Consider the following 20,933-nt stretch of genomic DNA (forward strand, 5'->3'; position numbering starts at 1 on the left):
CGTATCATCGATGCTGCTGGGGAATGGAAAACGTGACGGAGGTGCCTTCGGACAGGCTGCTCTCGATCCATAGCGTCTCGTTGTACAGATGCATGAGGCGCTTTCGGATATTTTCCAGACCGACATTCGCCCCTCGGCCGTCAACGCCGGACGTGCTTTTGGCAGCAAAACCTACGCCGTCGTCCCGTACGTTCACGTGCAGCCGGCCGTCGCGAAGGTGGACGGAGATCCGGACGGTCCCGCCTTCCTCTCTGCGCATGACGCCGTGATGGATGGCGTTCTCGACGATCGGCTGAAGCATAAGGGAAGGCATCCTGCAGGCGCCGGCTTCCGGATCGATATCGTACGCCACCTTAAGCTCGCTGCCGAATCGCGCGAGTTCGATATCCACGTAAGCCCTGATCAAAGTCAGCTCCTGACGGACCTCGGACAGCTCCGTTTCGCCTCTGAAGTCGAAGCTGTAGCGCAGGTAAGCGCTGAAGTTCTGGAGCACCGTACGAGATTTGGCGTGATCCGTATGACTTAACGACAGAATGGTATTGAGCGTATTAAACAAAAAGTGCGGCTTGATCTGCGCTTGCAGGAAAGCCAGTTCCTTCTGCACGACCTGTCCCATGGCTTGCTTAAGCGCGATGAGCGTCCTGACGCGGGTACGCAGCTCCGACATATCGTAGGGCTTCAGCAGAAAATCATTGGCTCCGGCTTCAAAGCCGTATGCCATGCCTTCCCGGCTTGAACCCGCGGTAACGAGCAGCACGGGCAATTCGGGCAAGGCGTAGCGTTCTCTGATCCGTTTGCACAGCTCGTAACCGGTCATTCCCGGCATCATGATGTCCAAAATGCACAAATCGTAAGGCTGCTCGTCGATTCGGCGCAGCGCCTCTTCTCCGCTTCCCACTGCCGTCACCGTGTAACCGTCCAGCGCAAGGACGTTCAGCAGCGTGCGCAGGTTGCTGTAGTCGTCGTCCACGATCAGCACGTTCGTCGGGCCGTGGCCTTCCGTAGCGGAGAATTCATCCGACGCCATCGATGGTTCGGCCTGCACGGCCGGCGCCGCTTCGGCCCCCATCGGGGCCGCCGGCAGCGTGAGCACCATTTGCGTGCCGCCGGTCGAAGAAGCCGCAGCGATCGTACCGCCCTGCAGCTCGGCCAGCTGCCGCGCGATAAACAAGCCGAGACCGACGCCGCCGGAGAGCTGGGTGTTCGTGCCGGCCGCCTGTTCGTAGGACATAAAAACGGATTCCAGCCGATCCGGCGGAATGCCTCTGCCGGTATCGGATACCGTAATCTTGACGCTGCCGGCCGCGGCGCTCGCAGTGACGGTGACGCTGCCCCGTTCCGTATACTTGACGGCATTGTCGATCAGATTGCGGATGATCTGATACAGCCTGTTTTCATCCGCCAGCACGAAAAATTCGGCGGGCGCAATCCGATTGTCGAGCAGCAGCGGCTTGCTTTTGATGGCATAACCGTATAGGCCGATGACCGCCCCGACGACCGCGGACAGATCTACCGGGGCGATATGAAGGACGAGATCGCGATGCTTCATGCGCGAGTAGTCCAGAATGTCGTTGACCAATATCGTAAGCCGCCGGCCGATGTCCCTGACCAGCTGCAGATCTTCGGACTGCTCGCGGCCGAGCGGCCCCCGCGCGCCTTCGATCAGGGATTGCGAGATATTGATGATGCCGTTGAGCGGCGATTTGAATTCATGCGAAGTGTTGGCCAAAAATTCGTCCTTCAGCTTGTCCGCCGCCGACAGCTTGTCCGTTAAGCGCCTGACTTGGTTGTAGTCGTTCGTAAATTGCAGCGACATGTACAGCGCCTGGGAGATGACCAGAATCGGCTGGGCGATGGGCAGGAAAAAGTGGCCGTCGAGCTGCCAGAGCGTGTTGAGCGCGGAAGTGAACATCATGATAAAGCAGCTCATGGCGGAGAGCGTCAGATAGACGGCGCCGGGCCTGCGCTTGAGCGAAGCCTTGTACATATAATAGCCGTTCAGTCCCATGACGAAGGCGGACATCGGCAGGATCGAATAAATATAAGGCGCGTAGTACGTGGCTTTGGTGAAGATCACGAGCGCCGCGCACGCCGCCAGTACGACTTCCAGCACCCGCAGCGCCTTGCGGGAGAATACGCCGGGCAGCAGATAGTAGGTGAATCTGGAGAAGAAAAACAATACGCCGAGCGCGGACAAGTTTTCAATCCACAGTTGCGGCATGACATCGAGCGAGGGCAGCAGCTTCATGAGAAGGCGCTCCGAATGCGTCATCTGATAGATACCGCCGGAGAAGCTGACGAAGGCGAAGTAGATAAGCTCCTTGCTATTGTTGCGCTGGAAGTACAAGACGAAGAAGTAGAGTCCGATAAATAGAAACCCCGAGGAGACGATACCGTCCAACAGGACGTTGTACTCGCTTAGATGGGCGATCACGTCCTGCCTGCCAAGCGTAATCGTCTGCACCATGCCCGAGTTGAAGCTCTTGAAGCTCGCGACCTGAACGACGATATCGAGCTCGCTGCTCCCTCGCAGTTGAAAGTACCCTGCGTAAGGGGTGTTGCGATGGATGATCGCCGAAGCTGTCGCGGCCGGGGATCCGCTGTGCCCGATCTCGTCGCCGTTGACGAATATCCGGTTGGATGCCCGGATATTGGACGTCTTGAGCGCTAGCGTGCCCTGATTGCAGGATAGCTTGGCTTGAAGGCGGTAGGTGGCATAACCGTTGATCGGCAGCTCGACGTCCCCGACGCGCTGGCCGTTCCAGTGCCCCGGCACGTTCATATAGGTCTGTGGCTGTATGGCGCCTGCCTCCAGATCGGAGGGCGTTAAGAGCCTGGACCAATAAAACGCCCATTCTCCGTTAAGCGGAACGGTAACGTCCGAGGCGCAGTCCCATTCCCGGAGATCGATGATGCCGGCCGCGGCGACCGGTCTGTAGGCGTGTTGATGCTGATAGATGGGAACAAAAAAAGGTGGCGGCGTAGACGAGCGCGGAAATGATAAAAACGAGACGCGGCTTATTTTCAAGCCATGCGCGCAAGTTGAGTTTAATGATCGGCGCCCTCCCGGCTGGCGAAAAGTTTTAGCCGGAGGCTTTCCCGGCATTTAAAACGCGCTCGTACAATTGCTTGACGCCATCGCCAGGCTGCAGACCGAACTCTTGTTCAAGAATATCGGAGAGTCGATGATAATGCTGGATGAACCCGGTGCGGTCGCCGCGCCTCTCCAGCAAGCCCAGCATCAGTTCATGGAAGCCTTCGTCGAGCGGATAGCGCCGGAGCAGTTCAACCAGCTTGCGCTCCGCCCCGTCCTCGTCGCCTTGCTTCAAGAGATAGCGGCAGTATTGGCGGGAGCGATCGAGATACAGCACGAGCAGACGCTCGCGTTTGTCGATGCACCAGGTCGCGTCCATATCTCCGTAAAGCTCTCCCGCATACAAAGCGAGCATGCGCTCGAACGGCTGGGCGTTGTCCCTGTCCACCTTCAAGCAGGTCGTAAAAAAAGGCTTCGAACCGCTTAAAGTCCGCAGGCTCTCCCGACCACGACAAACGATACTTGCCGGAGGCGAACAGCAGGTCGGCGCGCAGCCCCGAAGCCTTCAAAGCTTTGCGCGACTGATATACGGTGGTATGGAGCATCGTCAGCGCCTTGTCGACGTCCAGGTCGGGCCAGAGCTGCTCGATAATCTCCCATTTGGACATCGGCTGGTCGCCGTAAAGCGCCAGAAAGGCGATGAGCTCTTCGCATTTGGCCGTTCGCCACTTGATCGGAGCCGAATCCCGCGACTCGATCTTGAAGCCGCCGAACCCTTTAACGACGGTATATTCGTCCTGGGGCGCCGGACCGGGCTTTTCCCCTACGGGATTGATATGAAGGCGAGGATGAGCTCGGGATATACGTCGCAGCACGCGGTCTACCGTCTGCCTGACGCTCTCTTCGTCCGCGGGCTTGAGCAAGTAATGGATCGCATTCAGGCGAAACGCCTCGACGGCATAATGTCCGTAGCCCGTGACGAAGACGATGTCGGCTTCAAGATCGGGATAACGCGCGAACAGCCGCTCGGCCAGCTCCAGGCCGCTCATGCTCGGCATATGGACATCGAGATATATGGCGTCCGGCGCCAGCTCGCCAAGCCGCTCCAGCGCTTCGGAAGGACGCCGGAAAGCGGCGACGACTTCCGTTCGCCCGTCCGAGGCGAGCAATATTTTGAGCAGGTCGATCGCAGGCTGCTCGTCGTCTATAATTATCGCTCTCATTCGGTGAAAGCCCCATTCGTCGAGAAAATCAATACCTCCTTTTTACCACATCCGTTCTTTCTTTTCGACATCGAATCAAGAATTTCGTCGAATATTGTTCAGAGAATGTCCAGAATCGGTTGGTATAATTTGAGAAGCGACGATAGATTCAACAGGAGGTTCCACCATTCAAATGAAAAACTACGCAAAGCTCAGACGATCGTTGGCGCTGTTGCTTATTTTGGCGCTCGTGCTGCCGTTTGTACGCCTTCCGGCTGCCTCGGCTTCATTCGCGCCGCTTTACGACACGATTAATTACGACAATCCGCCTTCGGCGCCCGCGTATCGGTCGCTGCCGTCGGGCAGCTATGTGGCTGCGCCGTTTCGCATCAACAACGCATACGGCGAGATTAGCGCGGTCATGCTGAACGCCAAATACGAAAATACGAGCCGGCCGACCGTCACGAAGGCCAAGATGTCGGTCGCGATTTTCGCCGACGACGGCGGCAAACCGGGCGCGATGCTCGCCGGAGCGGTCGGCAGCTACGAGCTGGAGGATCAGGTCGATCTGGGCGGCCAGTCCAACCCCTTTAGCCTTTTTTTACATTTCGCTTGAGGAGCCTGCCAAGTTGTACCGCGACCGGCAATATTGGATCGTCTACGGCACGACCGATGCCGACGCCGCCAGAGCGAGCCTGGTCGGCGTCAACGAGCAGCCGCTGTCGGAGCAGCAGGGGACCAATAACTATGTCGCCGATCTCTATCAGCCTGCCCGCGTCGAGGAGAGCTCGCGCGTCATTTACAGCCTTCAAGACGCCGGCTCGGACATCGCGGGCACGGACTGGAGCGGCGCCCAGCGGACCGACGGCCAGATCTTGCCGTTCGTGCTGAACGGCTGGGTGTCGGAGCCGCACGAGAATTTGAGCGTGCAATTCGCGACCGACACGATGGCGCGCGTCTTTTTTCGGTCCGTCCGCCGACGCGACGGAAGTCGTGCTGGAGCAGTCGGAAGATGAGGGCGCCACCTGGACCGTCGCGAATGCCGGCCCGCTGGACCAGTATTCGAACGACGCCACCGTGACCGGACTTAAACCGGAGACAGCTTACTGGTTCCGGCTGGTCGTCAAGGACGGCAGCAGCGGCGGCATCTCCAATACGGGGCAGATCACGACGCTGCCGGATAGCGGATGGCGGCTGGTGGGCGAGGCGGGCTTCAGCGGACAACTGGTGCGCGACACCGAGCTCGTTCTGGACGCCGCGGGCATTCCTTATATCGCTTATGTCGATCAAGCGATGACGGGCAAGATTATCGTGAAAAAGTTTACGGGAGCGGCCTGGGCGTCCGTCGGCGCCGAGGCGACCGACGAACAGGCGTCCAGCGTCTCGCTGGCGCTCGACGGCGAAGGCCGACCGTACATTGCTTATACGGCAGTGGCCGACAGCTTGCTGACCGTGCGCAAATTCGACGGAACGGCATGGACGACGGTAGGACAAGCCGGCATCGGAGAGGGCGATCTGCCCGATCTCAAGCTGGATGCCGCGAACCGTCCGTATGTCGCCTACCGCGATCTGGCCGGCCCGCTCGGCGGCGCCATCACCGTATCGACATTCGCCGACGGTTCCTGGCAGCCGGCCGGCGCCGCTCAGTTTACCCCCGAGACCAGCGTGCAGCGCCTTTCGCTCGCCATCGGCAAGGACGGCGTTCCGTACGTCGGTTACTTTGCCGTCCCGGACGGCTCGTACAACAGCTACAAACCGTTCGTGTACCGGTTGGCCGGGGGCGCCTGGACGGACATCGGCTATTCGGGCTTCGGTACGCCTCATTCGGCGTCCGTTCGAATCTCGCTGGCCGCAAGCCCGGTAGACGGCGCGATATACGCCGTCTTCGACGACACGAACGTTAGCCGCATGCCGAGCGTCATCCGTTGGAACGGCAGCGACTGGGATGCGATCGGATCTCCGGGCATCGCCCCGCGCGCGGATTCGCTGCGGATTGCGGTAGACAGCCAAGGCGTGCCTTATGTCGCGTACTCCAAACGCAACGAGGGCGGAGGGCCGGTCAGCGTGCTGCGCTGGAGCGGCACCGCATGGGAGAATGTAGGGGGGCGCCGATTTTTCCGGCGGCGCCGCCTACGACATTTCGCTTGCGATCGATGCCGGGGGAAGACCTTACGTATCCTACGCGGATCAATTGGAAGGCCAGAATTCGACGGTCAAAGTATATCCGAAGCCGATCTCGAATCTGTCCGCGGCGCGGAGCGGCGACCAGGTGCTGCTTAGCTTCGACAAGCCGTCCGGCGCCATGCAGGTTGCCGTGCTAGTATCCGCCGACGGGGGGACGAGCTGGGTGCCGGCGGCCACGCTGCAGCCGCTCGATTATGCCTCCGGCACGGCGACCGTGACGGGGCTGTCGGCGGGGACGGACTACCTGTTCAAGCTGGCGGTCGTCGGAGGCAGCCGCGGCGGCGATTCGAACACCGCGGCGGTGGCGGCCCTGGCGCAAGTCGCGGCCGTGACGGCCGCGCCGGCCGCCGGCGCGGTCGCCTCGGGTACGACCGTTGCGCTCTTCTCGCCGACCGAGGGCGCCGTGATCCGCTACACGACGGACGGCAGCGAGCCGACGGCGGACAGTCCGGTCTACGAGGGGCCGATCGCGATCGACGCCGCCAAGACGATCCGGGCGATCGCCTGGAAAGACGGCATGGTCAAAAGCGCAGTCGCCAGCTTCGCTTATACCATCGCGGTGGCCGGCGCGCCGGCGACGGTGTCGCCTGCCGTCCAATCGGTGACGCTTAACGTGGTGGACGACAAGGGCGCGGTACTGAGCGATCCGCTCACCAAGCTCGTCGGGTCGCAGCTCGCGCTCGCAGGACAGCTGCTGTCCGCAGACGGCAAAAGCCTCGGCTATGCGCCCGTGACGATCAAGAGCGGGCAGCCGATTCAACTGCCGGCGCTTGCCGCGGGCACTTACAAGCTCGTGCTGAACGTGGTCGCGCCGAACGGAGAAAAGCTCGCGGGCAAGATCGCGAAGCTGACCGTCGATGCCGCGGGGAACGCCACGATCTCGTCCGAGCTGATCGATCCGTACGGTATCGTGACGGACGCTCTGACGGGCAAGACGGTAGATGGCGTCAAGACGACGCTTCACTGGAGCGACACCGCGCTGAACAAGTCGAAGGGCCGTACCCCGGGCGCGCTGGTCGAACTGCCCGAGCTGCCGGACTTCGCGCCGAACCAGAATCGCGATCCGCAGACGAGCACGGACGGCGGCAAGTACGGATGGATGGTTTATCCGGACGGCGACTATTACATTCTGGGCGAGAAGGACGGCTATGTCGCATACGACAGCCGCCAGGATACGCGCACCGAGCAGCATGGCGAGGACAGCTACGTAAAAGACGGCAATATCCACGTCGGCCAATCCATCGTCGAATACAGCTTCAAGATCATGCCGAAGGCCAGCGGTTCCGGCACGCACGCAGCCTATATGAAGGGCTATCCGGACGGCAGCTTCAAGCCGGCCAAGGGCGTGAGCCGGGCCGAGTTGGCCGCCGTCCTGACCCGCACGATGGCGCAGAAGGAGACGGGCGAAAAGGCGATCGCCTTCAAGGACGTGTCCGCCAAGCATTGGGCGTCCGCCGGCATCCGAACCGCTGCCGCGCAGGGCTGGATGAAGGGCTACGCCGGCGGCTTGTTTAAGCCCGAAGGCCAGGTCACGCGAGCCGAGCTTGCGCAGGCGCTGACCAATCTGTACGGCTGGGACGAGGCCGGGAACGGCGCGTCGACGTTCGCCGATACCGCCTCGCACTGGGCGAGCGAAGCGATCGCGGCCGTCCGGGCCCAAGGCATTATGCAAGGCTACGAGGACGGCACCTTCCGTCCCGACCAGGCCGTCACGAGAGCCGAGGCGGTGAAGGTGTTCAACCAACTGCTTAAGCGAAGCCCGGGCCAGACGGTCGGCGTGCCCGCCGTGTGGAACGATGTATCCGACACGCACTGGGCTTACGCGGATATTATGGAGGCTTCCGTCAACCACAGCTACGTCTTGTACGAGACGGGTCTGGAACAGTGGGGCAAATCAAACTGAAAACCGATAAAACGGGACGAACAGGACATTCCCTGTCTCGTCCCGTTTTTCGTCCGGCTCGTCGGATCGTACGGTTCTTTCGTCGGATATTCTATGTTAATCTGAAAATAACTTTGGCTGAAGCGAAGAATAGGAGTTCATGAACATGACCATCACCAGACTATTGTTAGGCAGTCCGATCAGGCAGCAAGCACCCGTTCTCGCCGCCTTCCTTGAATCGCTCGAGCGGCTGGATCTGAGCGGCATCGAGCTTGGCTATTATTTTATCGACGATAACGAACAACCGGATTCCTCTGCGCTGCTGGAACGCTTCGCTCTCCGATACGCTTCGGCCCGCATTGTTAAAGGCAGAGCGGCCGACGAAGACAGTCCGCCGGATCATTACCGGAACGAATATACGCACATCTGGAAGGAAGCGCTCGTTTGGAAAGTGGCGGCCTATAAGGATACGATTCTATCCGCTGCCGGAAACGAAGGATTTGACGGCGTATTTTTAATCGACTCGGATTTGATCCTTCATCCACAGACGCTCCAGAGGCTTGTCCGCTCGAATAAAGATATCGTGTCCAATGTTTTTTGGACCAGCTGGCAGCCCGGGACGCGACCCATGCCTCAGGTTTGGCTTCATGGCGAATACGAGCAATATCCGCTTGAGCGCCGCCAGGCGCTTACCGAAGAGCAAAAGACGCTGGAAACCGAGTTGTTTTACGGACGGATGCGCGTGCCCGGCCTTTATGAGGTAGGAGGCTTGGGCGCCTGCACGCTGATCTCCAAAAAAAGCGATCCAGGCCGGCGTCTCGTTCGCCGAAATTCCGAACCTCGGCTATTGGGGAGAGGATCGGCACTTTTGCGTCCGTGCCGCCGCGCTTGGCTTGCGGCTGTATGTCGAGACGACGTATCCTGCCTACCATTTATACCGCGACACTGACCTTGAAGGTTTGCCGGCTTTCATTGAGCGTTGTGTTGCGGATGACGCGCCGGACGCCGCCGGCAGTCCGGCTTCTCCCTATGAAGATGCGCTCCGTCTGGCAAGCTTCGGCTATGAGACTGCGGCGGCATACCGAATGCAACAATATCTGGCATTGGGGGGAAGCGGACTCGCTGCCCGTATGCCGGGCGCATGCTTGTCTTTTTCTTGACGAGTTTCATTCGCGAAGGGGAAACGGAGACGAAGGCAGGGCGATTCTGCTCAAGGAGCTGTTGAATCATAAGCGGGCGGAGCTGTATTGCAGGCTTGGCGCCAAATGCATGGATCAGAAAGACTGGAAAGAAGCCGCCATTTGGTTCAAACAGGCGACGAAAGCTTACAAGCCTTTCTCCGAAGCGACCTCCCCCTGATCCGGCAGCATGGACATGGAAGCCGTATATCCAGCTTTGCGTGTGCTATGAAAATCTCGGAGATCGCAATCTGGCCTACCACTATAATAATGAAGGCTTGCGTTTTGATCCCCGGCATCCCGGGATGCTGTCCAATAAAGAATTTCTCGAAAGGGTTATGAGCGCCAATGCTGCGGAACAGCAACGGGCAGAAGAGAGCCGGACGTACGATGTTCTGCCGGACGAGGACGCCATATCCCGATTTATACGCGTGGACGATGAGCGCATGGCTCATTTTACTTACGATCTGCCTGAAGCATGGTGGAGCAGGGGGGTATGAATATGCCTGGGCCGCGAAGTATTTGGATCCTGGAGACACGGTCCTTGATGCGGCTTGCGGGATATGCCATCCATTCAAATTTTATGCGGCATCCCGAACGACTGCGACCTTTGCGTTCGATCTAGATCCGCGCATTCTCTCCCGGGACGCAATCCTGGAGGATATCGCGCAATCCGTTAGTCTGCGGGCCAAGTCCGAATTCGACCCTGGCCTTTTCGATCGCATAAGCTTCTCGCAGTGCGATATGACGCATTTGCCTTATGCGAATGCGCTTTTCGACAAAATCTTCTGTATCTCCGTGCTCGAGCATGTGGACGCGCAAACCTTGCGGGGCGCGCTGGAAGAGTTCCGCCGGGTGCTTAAGAACGACGGCTTGCTTGTGCTCACCGTCGACTATCCAAATGTCGATATGACGATGTTTCAAGCGCAAATGGATGCTGTCGGCTGGCGTTTTGCCGGGCTGCATGATTTCGGGGAGCCGGCCGATGCGATCTCTACGGCAATGTGGGGGCCCGAGATTAAGTGCATCCGGTTGCTGCTAGCCAAGCGCTTGGCGTCCTGATAACACAAGAACCTCCTGTCCGTCTTACGGAATGGAGGTTCGTCTTATTATTCCGACCAAGCGACAAGAGAAGGATGCTCATCCATGATCGACAGATATTGTTCTCTCCAGCCATGTTCGCCTTTCGGATCGAGCAGCATATAGCGGATGAACTTATTTTCCCGGTCTACGGACGATGACCAGCCCATATGCTTCAGCCGGAGTTCGGACTTTGCCGACGGGAGCTCCAATATGTTCTCCGGAAAACGTCCGCAATGTTGGGCCGCGGCCCGCCACCGATAGTCGAAATCCGGCCGGTAACGAAGGAGAAACGGGCGGTAGTAATGGTGAGCCTGCCAGTATTCGTCGTCCCGATAGGCTTCCTTGCTCCAGAAGTCGTATAATCGGAAGCATAGGACATCCGCTTGCTCGCCCGCGAGCAGTCGATGAATCTCGCCGGCAAACCGATCTTCGAACCATTCGTCCGCGTCCATATTCAAGATCCATTCCGGATTTTCGCGAATCGTCTCCTCCCATTGTTGAAGCCTCAGTTCGATCTCGTTTTGGAAGCGCGACGCGCGATTGCGGACTAACTTGACCGGAATGCCCTCCAGAAGACGCAAGCATTCTTCCGCCGTGCGATCGGTACTGCCATCGTCGATGATGACGGCATTGCTGATGTATTCCCTGTGCTTCTTCAGCGCCTGCTCCAGGTATCTGCCGCATTCGTTCTTGACGATCATGGAAAGCGTTATTCGCTTTTGCATAGCGATCGCACTCATGAGATTCCTCCCGCGTGTTCTCCTCGTCCGAGACGACTTTGCAAATAGGAGCGATTCGCCACGATCCGAGCGTCGCGAGGGATGTAGGCCGCCGCCTGTTCGTTCTCTTCATAGGCCAGCGCGTACTCCCCCCATGCGATCGTAGCAAACGCATAGTTGCAGACGCGGCAGCCAGGTCCAGCATGAGTGCTGCAGCAACGCGGAAGAATCCGAAGGCATCTCGACTTCGGTGGCCAACCGATACCACCAGGCGGCCTCCTTATAGTTATCCTCGGATAAATAAAACGAGCCGAGCCGGCAGCAATTTTCGGCGCGGGGCAGCGCGTAGGCGAAGGACTGCAGCGCTTTGATCTTGGCGAGTTGCGTATGGCCGAGCGCATGGTAACATTCGGCCGCGCGTCCGCAAGCGCCGATCCTGTCCTCCATCCATACTTCCGATTCAGCCAACAGCTTTTCGTATTGCTCGGCGGCGCGTTCCCATAAGCCATGATCGTATAACTCGTTGGCGTAGTAGTAGATGTCTCTAGGGTTAAAGGTTTCGCCCGAACGCTGCTTGCGCTCGTAGATATGAAGATTGCGGTCCGAATGGCCGTGCACTCTGTCATGCGTCACCGCAATCTCACTGTGCACGATATGGCCATGTACCTGCAGATACTCGTGAACGATGCCGATCCACTTGAAGTTCATGCTGCGACGGACTAGACGATTCCGGCGGAGACTGCTTGTCACGTTGCCGTATTCGTCTTTCCCGAGATGGTAGTGCATGGATATCGCGTCGGCTTGAGTCGGCAGGGCTGCCGTCAATTCGGCAAAAGCCGCTTGGTCTTTAGGCAGCAGGACGTCGTCAGCATCCAACCATAGGATATAGTCCTGCGTGGCTTGGTCAAAGGCATAATTCCTGGCTTTGGCGAAGTCGTCGACCCATTCAAAATCAAAAATGCGCGCCCCAAAGCGAGCGGCAACCTGCTTCGTGGCATCCGTCGATCCCGTATCGACGACGATAATCTCCTGAACGAGATCTGAGACGCTGGACAAGCAGCGATCGAGCGTTTCCTCCTCGTTTTTAACGATCATGCACAGACTGACCGTCGCAGGCAGCTTCCAATTTTGCAACAGCTCGGTCAGGTCGCTTCCCCATTTGGCTGTGGCTACCCGTTTATTCTTCGACATGTTATCGCTGAACGCATGCCATTCGGCCGTCGTCAGGTACGGCGAGTTGTATGCGACGAAGCTACCGCACGCAATATACAGGGAATATCCCGCAAGCAGCGCTCTGTAGCATAGATCGTCGTCTTCGTAGCTCTCGCCCTCGAACCGTTCGTCGAATCCGCCCAGCTGCGCCAGCGCGGCGCTTCGAATAGCGATCGTCAGACCGATCAATCTGGAGGCCCGCCGATCCGCTCTGACCGCTTCCCGGCTCGCGCGGTCCAGCTCCAGCAGTTCCCCGACGTCCCCTGTCGCATGCTGCGCACCGCTGACGCCGTGGCTCAAAGGTCCGGCCGCTGCGGCTTCCGGATGCGCTTCAAGACAATCGACCAACGGCTCCAGCCAATCCTTGCCGACCGCAACGGTATCCCGCATGAAGACAACGACTTCTCCACGGGCCTGCGCCGCGCCCAGGTTGTAGCCCGCCGCTACGCCAAAGCCCTTAGGTGCCAGTACGACAAGCGTATTTACATTCTTTAGGGTCCCAACTTTTTTGGCGATTGCGGTTGCGCCGGACTCAAGGACGACGATGAGTTCGTAAGGCTGCTTCGTCCGGTTATACAACGCAGTCAAGCAGCCCTCGACCAAATTCTCGTGTTGTGCGAGTAGAACGATACTTACGGATTTCATGACGAACCTCCGTTACATACAGTCTCTATTTTGCTAGTATCCCAGATCAAAAATGAATTTGTCCAGGAAGTCTTGCTTCTTGAAAATAAAGCGTCCACGCGCACGGTAAATCCGTAGCGTGGACGCGTTGTGGTGATTAGCGAATCTTCATATACAAGCGGTCTTAAACTCCCGTAGGCCCTGTGACGCCGGTGACGCCCGTAGCGCCGGTGACGCCCGTAGCGCCGGTGACGCCCGTAGCGCCGGTGACGCCCGTAGCGCCGGTGACGCCTGTAGCGCCGGTGACGCCTGTAGCGCCGGTGACGCCCGTAGCACCTGTCACGCCCGGATTGCCCGTAGCGCCGGTGACGCCCGTAGCACCTGTCACGCCCGGATTGCCCGTAGCGCCGGTGACGCCCGTAGCACCTGTCACGCCCGGATTGCCCGTAGCGCCGGTGACGCCCGTAGCACCCGTCACGCCCGGATCGCCCGTAGCGCCGGTGACGCCCGTAGCACCCGTCACGCCTGGATTGCCCGTAGCGCCGGTGACGCCCGTAGCACCCGTCACGCCCGGATCGCCCGTAGCGCCGGTGACGCCCGTAGCACCCGTCACGCCCGGATCGCCCGTAGCGCCGGTGACGCCCGTAGCACCCGTCACGCCCGGATCGCCCGTAGCGCCGGTGACGCCCGTAGCACCCGTTACGCCCGGATCGCCCGTAGCGCCGGTGACGCCCGTAGCACCCGTCACGCCTGGATTGCCCGTAGCGCCGGTGACGCCCGTAGCACCCGTCACGCCCGGATCGCCTGTAGCGCCGGTGACGCCCGTAGCGCCCGTGACGCCCGTAGCGCCTGTCATGCCTGTAGCGCCTGTCATGCCTGTAGCACCGGTGACGCCCGTAGCACCCGTCACGCCCGGATCGCCGGTGACGCCCGTAGCGCCGGTACCGCCAGTAGCACCTGTCACGCCCGGATCGCCCGTAGCGCCTGTCATGCCTGTAGCACCCGTTACGCCCGGATCGCCCGTAGCGCCGGTGACGCCCGTAGCGCCGGTGACGCCCGTAGCGCCGGTGGCGCCTGTAGCGCCCGTACCGCCAGTAGCACCTGTCACGCCCGGATCGCCCGGATCGCCGGTGACACCCGTAGCACCCGTCACGCCTGGCGCGCCTTGACCGCCCTGCGGACCGGTCACGCCGGTAACGCCTGCAGCTCCGGTAGCCCCCGTAGCGCCCGGATCGCCCTTCTGCCCTTTGCTCGCTTCCGCTTTTTCTGCCAGCACCTTCAGCTGCGATGCAAAAGCCGCAGTGCTAAGCGCTTTATCGGTTACTTCGATTAGACCGATCTTGTTGCCGTCCGCCACCATCGAGATCGGCTGGCCGACTTTAAGGGCGGTTGCGCCGGCTGCTTTCTTCCCGTCCTTGCCATAGATAAACGAATTATCGTCAAGCTGGAAGCTTTGTATCTCGCCATCGATGTTGACGTCCACAACATTGCCTTTAATGGCGGCGATGACCCCGTATTTTACGAGCCCGGCCTTGCTGCCATCTTCGCTGTTCGCAAGATACGGAAGCGTAGCGGTAAGAATCTTGGCCATTTGTCCGCGCGTCACGAGATCGAGCGGTTTGAAGGAGCCGTCCGGAAAGCCGTCGACGATCTTCAGCTCGCTTGCAAGGTTGATGTACGCCAGCATCTCCTGGGATACCTTGTACCAGTCGTTAAACTTGGATAACGAGCTGTACAGCGCCAGATCGTCATTGCCATGCTGGACGGCCTTGACCATCAGTTGGGTCGCCCATACGCGCTGGACGGACGCACGTCCCCAATTTGCAACGGAGCCCCCGGCTATTTCGGACTCGTCCACCAAACCAAGCTGCAGGGCCAATTTAACATAAGCCTGGGCCCAGGCATCGACGGGGTAGCCGGCGACACCTGTCTCGAGGCGGCTCTCGGCGCCCATCAGCCGAATGACCATAATGAGCGCTTCTTGCTTGGTTACCTTATCGGCGGGATCAAACACCTGGTTCCCTCTGCCTTCGACAACTTCCAGCATGCTCATTTTGTTAATTTGCCGTTCCGCCCAAGGCACGTGCTGCAAGTCTTTAAAAAAATCCTTGGCCGCAGCCGCGGCTTGTCCGGCATTGGACAGGATCATAACCATGCTGAGGCCTGTCATCACGGCTCTGCGTTTGTCTCTCACCAGTTCTCTCTCCCTCAAAAAAGATAAGCCTGCCGACCTACCGAAAATTGATGAATAATGACGAATTTTGTTTATGTCTTTAATACTAACAACCTACACTGAACATTCGCTGAACAGGGGCGGGATTGCTTTTTAAAGCGCGAGATGTGCTATAGTTGGTACTAAATTAATAGGAACCGATGGCTGCGAGAGGAGCTAAAACGTGTTGCTGCTAAAAAAGATTGGCGGGACTGGCGCTAACAGTCGTCCTAACACTCGGGGTTGTCTTCTTCACCTCGCCGGGCATTGTCAATCAGGTTCGTCTGGGACTCGACTTGAAAGGCGGCTTCGAGATTTTGTACGAAGCTTCGCCCGTTCAGGGCGAAGGCGAGATTCCGGTCGATACGCTCCGACAGACGGCCAAAAGCCTGGAAAAGCGAATCAACGCGCTAGGCACGGCCGAGCCCGAAATCTGGACCGAGGGTACGGACAGAATTCGCGTTAGAATCGCCGGCGTCACCGACGAGGAACAAGTCAGAGAAATGCTGAAGAAGCCGTCGGAATTGACGGTTCGGGGTCCGGACAACCAAGTCGAACTGACGGGAACCGATTTTGTCGAGGGGGCTGCCCAGGTTGTTTACGACGAGATGCGGAATCCTAATATACAAGTCACCGTTAAAAATAAAGAAAAGCTGGAATCGCTGTCCAAGCGGCTGCTTGGGCAGACCATCAGCATCAATCTGGATGAACGGGTGCTGACGGCGCCGGTTATTCAAGCGGTTCTGACCAACGGGATATGCCGGATTACGGGCCAATTTACTTACGACGACGCAAAAAACATTGTCGATACCATCAATATGGGCGCTCTGCCTCTTAAGTTGACTGAAAAGTTCAGCCAGTCCGTCGGCGCTTCGCTGGGACAACAATCGTTGGAGCAGACCTTGACGGCCGGGGCGGCGGGCTCCATTCTCATCTTGTTGTTCATGCTGGCTTTATATCGGCTTCCCGGCATCGTGGCCAGTATTACATTGATAACCTATTCGTGGCTGCTGCTGCTCTTCATGAATTTGATGCAGGCCACGCTGACGTTGCCCGGCATTGCAGCGTTCGTTCTGGGGATTGGCATGGCCGTAGACGCCAACATTATCAATTACGAACGATTTCGCGAAGAGTTGAGGACGGGCAAAACGCCCTTGTCCGCATTCAAGGCCGGCTCCAAAAGGTCTTTCAAGACGATTATGGATGCCAACGTGACGACGCTCATCGCGGGCTTCGTTTTGTTTTCTCTCGGCTCGGGGGGCGATTAAAGGCTTTGCCATTACTTTAATCATGAGCATCGTTTTAAGTATTTTTACGAATATTTATTTTTCCCAATGGCTTCTTCGTATGCTGTTGCGCACAGGGCTGGCCGATCATACTAGGTTTTATGGCGTCAAGCCTGAGCACATCGTTTTTCAAGCAGAGGCAGCGGAAATGCCGGCCATTCGCGGGAGAATTGACTTTGTAAGCAGGCGCAACGTTTTCTTTTCCATATCCGCCATCGCCACTTTAGCCGGCATCGCCAGCCTCCTTCTTTTTTAATCTGAATTACGGCGTGGACTTCAAGGCAGGCACGTCACTGGACATTACGCTTAGCCGCTCTATCGAGTCGTCGTCCGCCAGCCAGATCGTCAGGAGCGCAGGCTTCGAGCCTTCGGTCTTATCCGTTGGCGGCAATGGGCAGAATCGCGTGTCCATGCGTTTTGACCATGTTTTGGACCCGTCGGGCAAAGACTCCGCCAAGATCGTCTCCGCATTTGTCGCGACATATGGAAATGACGTAAGCAAAGAGGAGAATACGGTAGATCCGGGCATCGCCCGCGAATTAGCGCTTCAAGCGCTGTATGCCGTCGGTCTTGCCAGTCTTGGCATCTTACTGTATGTAAGCATTCGATTCGAATGGCGATTTGCTTTGGCCGCGATCGTAGCTCTGCTCCACGATGCGTTTTTTGTCGTTAGCGTATTCTCCGTGTTCAAATTGGAAGTCAATCTGCCTTTTGTCGCCGCGATGCTTACGATCATCGGCTATTCAATCAACGATACGGTCGTTATCTTTGACCGGATAAGGGAAAATATGCGTTTCGCGAGAGCCCGGACGTTCGAGGACCTCGTTGAAATCGTCAACCGAAGCGTGAATCAAACGCTTGGCCGATCGATCAATACCGTTATCGCCGTTCTCTTCGCTTCGCTTGCTCTGTTATTCTGGGGCAGCGAATCGATAAGAATGTTCTCGCTCGCAATGTCGATCGGACTGATCGTCGGAATGTATTCTTCCATTTGCATTGCCAGCCAGGTATGGCTGATTATGAAGAATCGCTCCTTGCATCGGCGCTTTAATCGAGAACAGAAGACGTCGGATGGACTCTATCCGCTTCCCGTACTGCCGATTTCCTATGAAGACGAGGAAGACTGACAGGCTTCGGATAAATGCAACAAGGCTGCTTTGAAGTCTTCTTCAAGGCAGCCTTGTATTCTTATTTCCCCCACACCTCCTGCCTGTCCTTCAATCCCTCTACAACCTCCTTCGGCATTTCCCTGACCTTGATATCCGCGCCCAAGAAAAGCAGCCAGTTCGTGGTCTCGGCCAATTCGTCCGGACGATGAACAGGGAGCGACGCCTTCAGGATGGCCGTCGTCTGATACGGATTCGTATAGGAAATCGTCATTTTGAGCGGATGGTACTTTTTGAACTGGGCGATCGCCTGAGGACCGAGCTCGACGACGAGGTTGAAGGCTTCTTCGCGTTTGCTTAGCTGCTCCGCGATTTTCTTCGGGCTTATTCTTTTTTTTCTCCGGATAGGGTCGGACCTCGGCGAGACGGTCGACGGGAATGATCCGCCGCTTCTCCTCAACGAGGTCGAAGCCTTCGATTTGCCAGGCGCTTTTTTTCGCGATACAGGCGCATGAGATAGACCGAATAAGTCTTGATTTCCTTTCCTTCTTCGACGGAAGCCGCGAGGTAGCGATCTTCGAGAAGAATCTGTATGAGCTGCTCCAGCATCGGATGGGGCAGATCCGACAGATCGAGCAGGTCGGGATTGTGGGGGTTCGTCCCTTCGAACAGCAGGATTTGATTCAACAGTACCAGATCGTCCTGCTGATTCTGCGAGATGAGGCCGAGCAATTTTTCCGCCAAGGAGTGACGGCTCTTGAGATAAGGGAGCTGCAGATTGCGCGTGGCCATGAAGGCGATAAAAAAGCGCCTTAATCTCATTGTCGGTGAAGCGGACCGTGGGCAGGACGGAGTTGTTCATCACAAAGTAGCCCCCGTCCCGCCCGACCTCGGCGACGAGCGGCATGCCCATCGCTTCGATCTCGCGGATGTCCCGGATCGCCGTCGAACGGGAGATGTTGAACTCGTGCATGATTTCCGAAATCGTGAAATGGGCGCGGTTGTTGATGTACCGCATGATTACGTTAATCCGTTCTACTTTTTTCATGGGGTCCTCTAAACAGTATCATATTTTGACATGATTACTCGTTATTATAAGCGCATCAAGAGAAAAAACAAATCGATACGAAAAGGAGCTTGGGCAATGGCAACCTATACCCTTGAAGAAAAAGACGGTTTGAGCAAGTCTCGCCCGATCGGAAGGACGGCCGCTTATTGGATCGTCACCGCCGTTCTCGCATTTTCTATCGCGTTAAGCGGGATCGGGCAATTGATGCGGTACGGCGGCAACGTCGATTTGGTCACCGCTATCGGGTTCCCGCTGTATATCACGAACATTCTGGGTACGTGGAAGCTGCTTGGCATCATCGCGATCCTCATCCCGGGCTTCCCCCGGCTGAAGGAATGGGCGTACAGCGGCATTTTCTTCCTCATGACTGGCGCGTCTCTGTCCCATATGTTCGCTCATGATTACGGCGATGGCGGGTTCAACGTGATTTTGCCGCTCTTGTATGCCGCGCTTGCCGTCGCCTCCTGGGCGCTTCGTCCGAAAAGCCGCAAACTTTAATAAGTCGCACGCTAAACGTAGCAGATTTTGACACCATTTATGGTTATGATAGATCTATCAGGCGGTTAACCCATCCAATCGACCATTTAAAAAAGGGAGCTGGAATTCATGGCAACGTATACCTTCGAGGAAAAAGACAGCTTTATCGTGCTCGGGATCGGAACGGAGCTGAAGAGCGACTACACGGACTATGCCGCTATGAATAAGGAGAAAGAAAGCTTCTGGCGGTCCGTGGAGCAGGATGGACGGCTCGACACGCTCAAGGCGATCGCCGCGAACGACTATATTTTTGCCGTCAACGAAGCGGTCAACCACAAGATGATGTATTACGCCGGCGTCATGTCGGACGCATCGTTGCCGGAGGAGCACAGAGTGATCCAATTTCCCAAGGGACAGTATCTCGTCGTAAAAGGCGAAGGGAAGTCGGCCGATGAGCTCGGCAGCATGCTGACCGGCATCGCCTTCGGTCAAGCCTTGCCTGCGGCCGATCAATACGCTTACGTCGGCGGTCCCAATGCAACGGTCGAGATGGGGCAGCGGGACGGTCTCGTATACGGCGAGATGTGGGTCCCGGTTGTACAGAAGTAATCGAAAACGATAGGAGGAATGAGCCATGTCCATGATCGTCGATTTTAAAAACGTGTCTACGGCCGGTCTGGAATCTTCGCCGGTGGCAGAAGCGCTGGCAGGGTTGCGCGCGAACGAAGCCCGTTATTTCATGAACAAATACAAGCATGAATTCACCGTCGTACCCGCAGCCGAAAGCCGGGACACGCTGGATTACGTAGAGCGGGTATTGCGAGAAGAACGCGGCATCGCGTTCGCGGCCCGACCGCTGGAAACGTCGCGTTTTCAAGTCGAAAATATCGATTGGGCCTTCGTCTTCTATGAGGACGGCCTGGGGGTCAACGTGCTGTACACGCTGGACGATCCGAAGAAGCGCGCCGTGGGGTTCAAGCTGTCCGAGGGGATGGAAGTGCCCCGGGAGCTGGAAGAAAAGAAGTTCAAATTCGCCAGACAGAAGTCCAAGCTGGCCGGGACCATCCGCGGTTCGTTCTTCGTCATTAAAGGCGAGTACTGAGGCAAGCAAGCACGTAAAGACCGTCAGGGCGATCTTCCCTGGCGGTTTTAATTTATGGCGTGCCCAGGTAAGCACGTATTTTCTTGCCGGTGAAAGTCCGGTCGCGGGAGGGGCCAAGCCTCGGCCTCCGTGTCACCTGGAATGGCGCCGATAAGCGCCTATGGGCATTATCTCGGTCCCCGTCGCACCCTGAAAGGTGCCGATAAGCGCCTATGGGCATTATCTCGGCCTCCGCCGCACCCTGAATGGTGCCGATAAGCGCCTATGGGCATCATCTCGGTCCCCGTCGCACCCTGAAAGGTGCCGATAAGTGCATATGGGCATTATCTCGGTCCCCGCCGCACCCTGAATGGTGCCGATAAGCGCCTATGGGCATGATCTCGGCCTCCGTGTCACCTGGAATGGCGCCGATAAGCGCCTATGGTCATTATCTCGGTCCCCGTCGCACCCTGAATGGTGCCGATAAGCGCCTATGGTCATTATCTCGGTCCCCGTCGCACCCTGAATGGCGCCGATAAGCGCCTATGGGCATGATCTCGGCCTCCGTAACACCCAAATCCCGC

General features: G+C 57.8%; 18 protein-coding genes and 2 pseudogenes. 13 read left to right on the forward strand and 7 right to left on the reverse strand.

Annotated features, from left to right (window positions below):
- Positions 1 to 4: 4 nt before the first annotated feature.
- From OMP40_RS18815 to OMP40_RS18825, 3 genes and pseudogenes are all read right to left on the reverse strand, one after another.
- The gene (locus OMP40_RS18815) at positions 5 to 3,028 is read right to left on the reverse strand and encodes a hybrid sensor histidine kinase/response regulator (RefSeq protein WP_277533677.1); all 3,024 of its coding nucleotides are present in this window, start codon (positions 3,026 to 3,028) and stop codon (positions 5 to 7) included.
- Positions 3,029 to 3,083: 55 nt separating this feature from the next.
- On the reverse strand, positions 3,084 to 3,449 hold the full coding sequence (locus OMP40_RS18820) for a bacterial transcriptional activator domain-containing protein (RefSeq protein ID WP_338131181.1): 366 nt from the start codon (positions 3,447 to 3,449) through the stop codon (positions 3,084 to 3,086).
- Positions 3,450 to 3,927: 478 nt separating this feature from the next.
- A pseudogene (locus OMP40_RS18825) lies at positions 3,928 to 4,257 on the reverse strand (LytR/AlgR family response regulator transcription factor); the annotation flags it as partial.
- Between the two features lie 172 nt (positions 4,258 to 4,429).
- Here OMP40_RS18825 and OMP40_RS18830 point away from each other — a divergent pair.
- The 7 genes from OMP40_RS18830 (at position 4,430) to OMP40_RS18860 (ending at position 10,542) form a co-directional block, all read left to right on the forward strand.
- Positions 4,430 to 4,852 carry a hypothetical protein gene (locus OMP40_RS18830; protein ID WP_277533679.1) on the forward strand — a complete coding sequence of 141 codons (423 nt, stop codon included), beginning with the start codon at positions 4,430 to 4,432 and terminating at the stop codon, positions 4,850 to 4,852.
- A 13-nt stretch (positions 4,853 to 4,865) separates the two neighbouring features.
- Positions 4,866 to 5,252: a hypothetical protein gene (locus OMP40_RS18835; protein ID WP_277533680.1), complete on the forward strand. Its 387-nt coding sequence runs from the start codon at positions 4,866 to 4,868 to the stop codon at positions 5,250 to 5,252.
- On the forward strand, positions 5,230 to 6,516 hold the full coding sequence (locus OMP40_RS18840; RefSeq protein WP_277533681.1) for a phage tail protein: 1,287 nt from the start codon (positions 5,230 to 5,232) through the stop codon (positions 6,514 to 6,516). The genes OMP40_RS18835 and OMP40_RS18840 overlap by 23 nt, the downstream gene beginning before the upstream one ends.
- The gene (locus OMP40_RS18845; protein ID WP_277533682.1) at positions 6,428 to 8,323 is read left to right on the forward strand and encodes an S-layer homology domain-containing protein; all 1,896 of its coding nucleotides are present in this window, start codon (positions 6,428 to 6,430) and stop codon (positions 8,321 to 8,323) included. Before OMP40_RS18840 ends, OMP40_RS18845 begins: the two co-directional genes overlap by 89 nt.
- Positions 8,324 to 8,468: 145 nt before the next feature.
- A complete protein-coding gene (locus OMP40_RS18850; protein ID WP_277533683.1) occupies positions 8,469 to 9,251 on the forward strand; it encodes a glycosyltransferase family 2 protein in 783 nt (260 codons plus the stop codon).
- Between the two features lie 80 nt (positions 9,252 to 9,331).
- Entirely contained in the window at positions 9,332 to 9,661 is a 330-nt protein-coding gene (locus OMP40_RS18855) for a hypothetical protein (RefSeq protein ID WP_277533684.1), read from the forward strand.
- 257 nt (positions 9,662 to 9,918) lie between these two features.
- Positions 9,919 to 10,542: a class I SAM-dependent methyltransferase gene (locus OMP40_RS18860; RefSeq protein WP_277533685.1), complete on the forward strand. Its 624-nt coding sequence runs from the start codon at positions 9,919 to 9,921 to the stop codon at positions 10,540 to 10,542.
- A gap of 47 nt (positions 10,543 to 10,589) precedes the next feature.
- On the opposite strand, the gene OMP40_RS18865 is transcribed toward OMP40_RS18860, so the two are convergent.
- From OMP40_RS18865 to OMP40_RS18880, 3 genes are all read right to left on the reverse strand, one after another.
- Positions 10,590 to 11,303 carry a glycosyltransferase gene (locus tag OMP40_RS18865; RefSeq protein WP_277533686.1) on the reverse strand — a complete coding sequence of 238 codons (714 nt, stop codon included), beginning with the start codon at positions 11,301 to 11,303 and terminating at the stop codon, positions 10,590 to 10,592.
- 108 nt (positions 11,304 to 11,411) lie between these two features.
- A complete protein-coding gene (locus tag OMP40_RS40230) occupies positions 11,412 to 13,139 on the reverse strand; it encodes a glycosyltransferase (RefSeq protein WP_338131182.1) in 1,728 nt (575 codons plus the stop codon).
- A 163-nt stretch (positions 13,140 to 13,302) separates the two neighbouring features.
- Positions 13,303 to 15,312 carry an S-layer homology domain-containing protein gene (locus tag OMP40_RS18880; RefSeq protein ID WP_277533687.1) on the reverse strand — a complete coding sequence of 670 codons (2,010 nt, stop codon included), beginning with the start codon at positions 15,310 to 15,312 and terminating at the stop codon, positions 13,303 to 13,305.
- 335 nt (positions 15,313 to 15,647) lie between these two features.
- Here OMP40_RS18880 and OMP40_RS18885 point away from each other — a divergent pair, with 335 nt between their 5' ends.
- The 3 genes from OMP40_RS18885 to secF are packed head-to-tail and all read left to right on the forward strand — an operon-like array spanning position 15,648 to position 17,743.
- The gene (locus OMP40_RS18885; protein ID WP_338131183.1) at positions 15,648 to 16,598 is read left to right on the forward strand and encodes a preprotein translocase subunit SecD; all 951 of its coding nucleotides are present in this window, start codon (positions 15,648 to 15,650) and stop codon (positions 16,596 to 16,598) included.
- Positions 16,599 to 16,620: 22 nt separating this feature from the next.
- Positions 16,621 to 16,872 carry a hypothetical protein gene (locus tag OMP40_RS40235; RefSeq protein WP_338131184.1) on the forward strand — a complete coding sequence of 84 codons (252 nt, stop codon included), beginning with the start codon at positions 16,621 to 16,623 and terminating at the stop codon, positions 16,870 to 16,872.
- Positions 16,873 to 16,885: 13 nt separating this feature from the next.
- Positions 16,886 to 17,743, forward strand: coding sequence for a protein translocase subunit SecF (gene secF / locus OMP40_RS18890; RefSeq protein ID WP_277533688.1), 858 nt, complete (start codon positions 16,886 to 16,888; stop codon positions 17,741 to 17,743).
- Positions 17,744 to 17,804: 61 nt separating this feature from the next.
- On the opposite strand, the pseudogene OMP40_RS18895 reads toward secF, so the two are convergent.
- Positions 17,805 to 18,770, reverse strand: a pseudogene (locus OMP40_RS18895) (helix-turn-helix transcriptional regulator).
- A 96-nt stretch (positions 18,771 to 18,866) separates the two neighbouring features.
- Here OMP40_RS18895 and OMP40_RS18900 point away from each other — a divergent pair.
- From OMP40_RS18900 to OMP40_RS18910, 3 genes are all read left to right on the forward strand, one after another.
- Entirely contained in the window at positions 18,867 to 19,289 is a 423-nt protein-coding gene (locus OMP40_RS18900) for a DoxX family protein (RefSeq protein WP_277533689.1), read from the forward strand.
- Positions 19,290 to 19,397: 108 nt separating this feature from the next.
- The gene (locus tag OMP40_RS18905; protein ID WP_277533690.1) at positions 19,398 to 19,877 is read left to right on the forward strand and encodes a GyrI-like domain-containing protein; all 480 of its coding nucleotides are present in this window, start codon (positions 19,398 to 19,400) and stop codon (positions 19,875 to 19,877) included.
- A gap of 25 nt (positions 19,878 to 19,902) precedes the next feature.
- The gene (locus OMP40_RS18910) at positions 19,903 to 20,370 is read left to right on the forward strand and encodes a phage tail protein (RefSeq protein ID WP_277533691.1); all 468 of its coding nucleotides are present in this window, start codon (positions 19,903 to 19,905) and stop codon (positions 20,368 to 20,370) included.
- The last annotated feature ends 563 nt before the right edge of the window (positions 20,371 to 20,933 follow it).

It is taken from the genome of Cohnella rhizosphaerae, from assembly GCF_029525575.1.
In the GTDB taxonomy this organism is placed as follows: Bacteria; Bacillota; Bacilli; order Paenibacillales; family Paenibacillaceae; genus Cohnella; species Cohnella rhizosphaerae.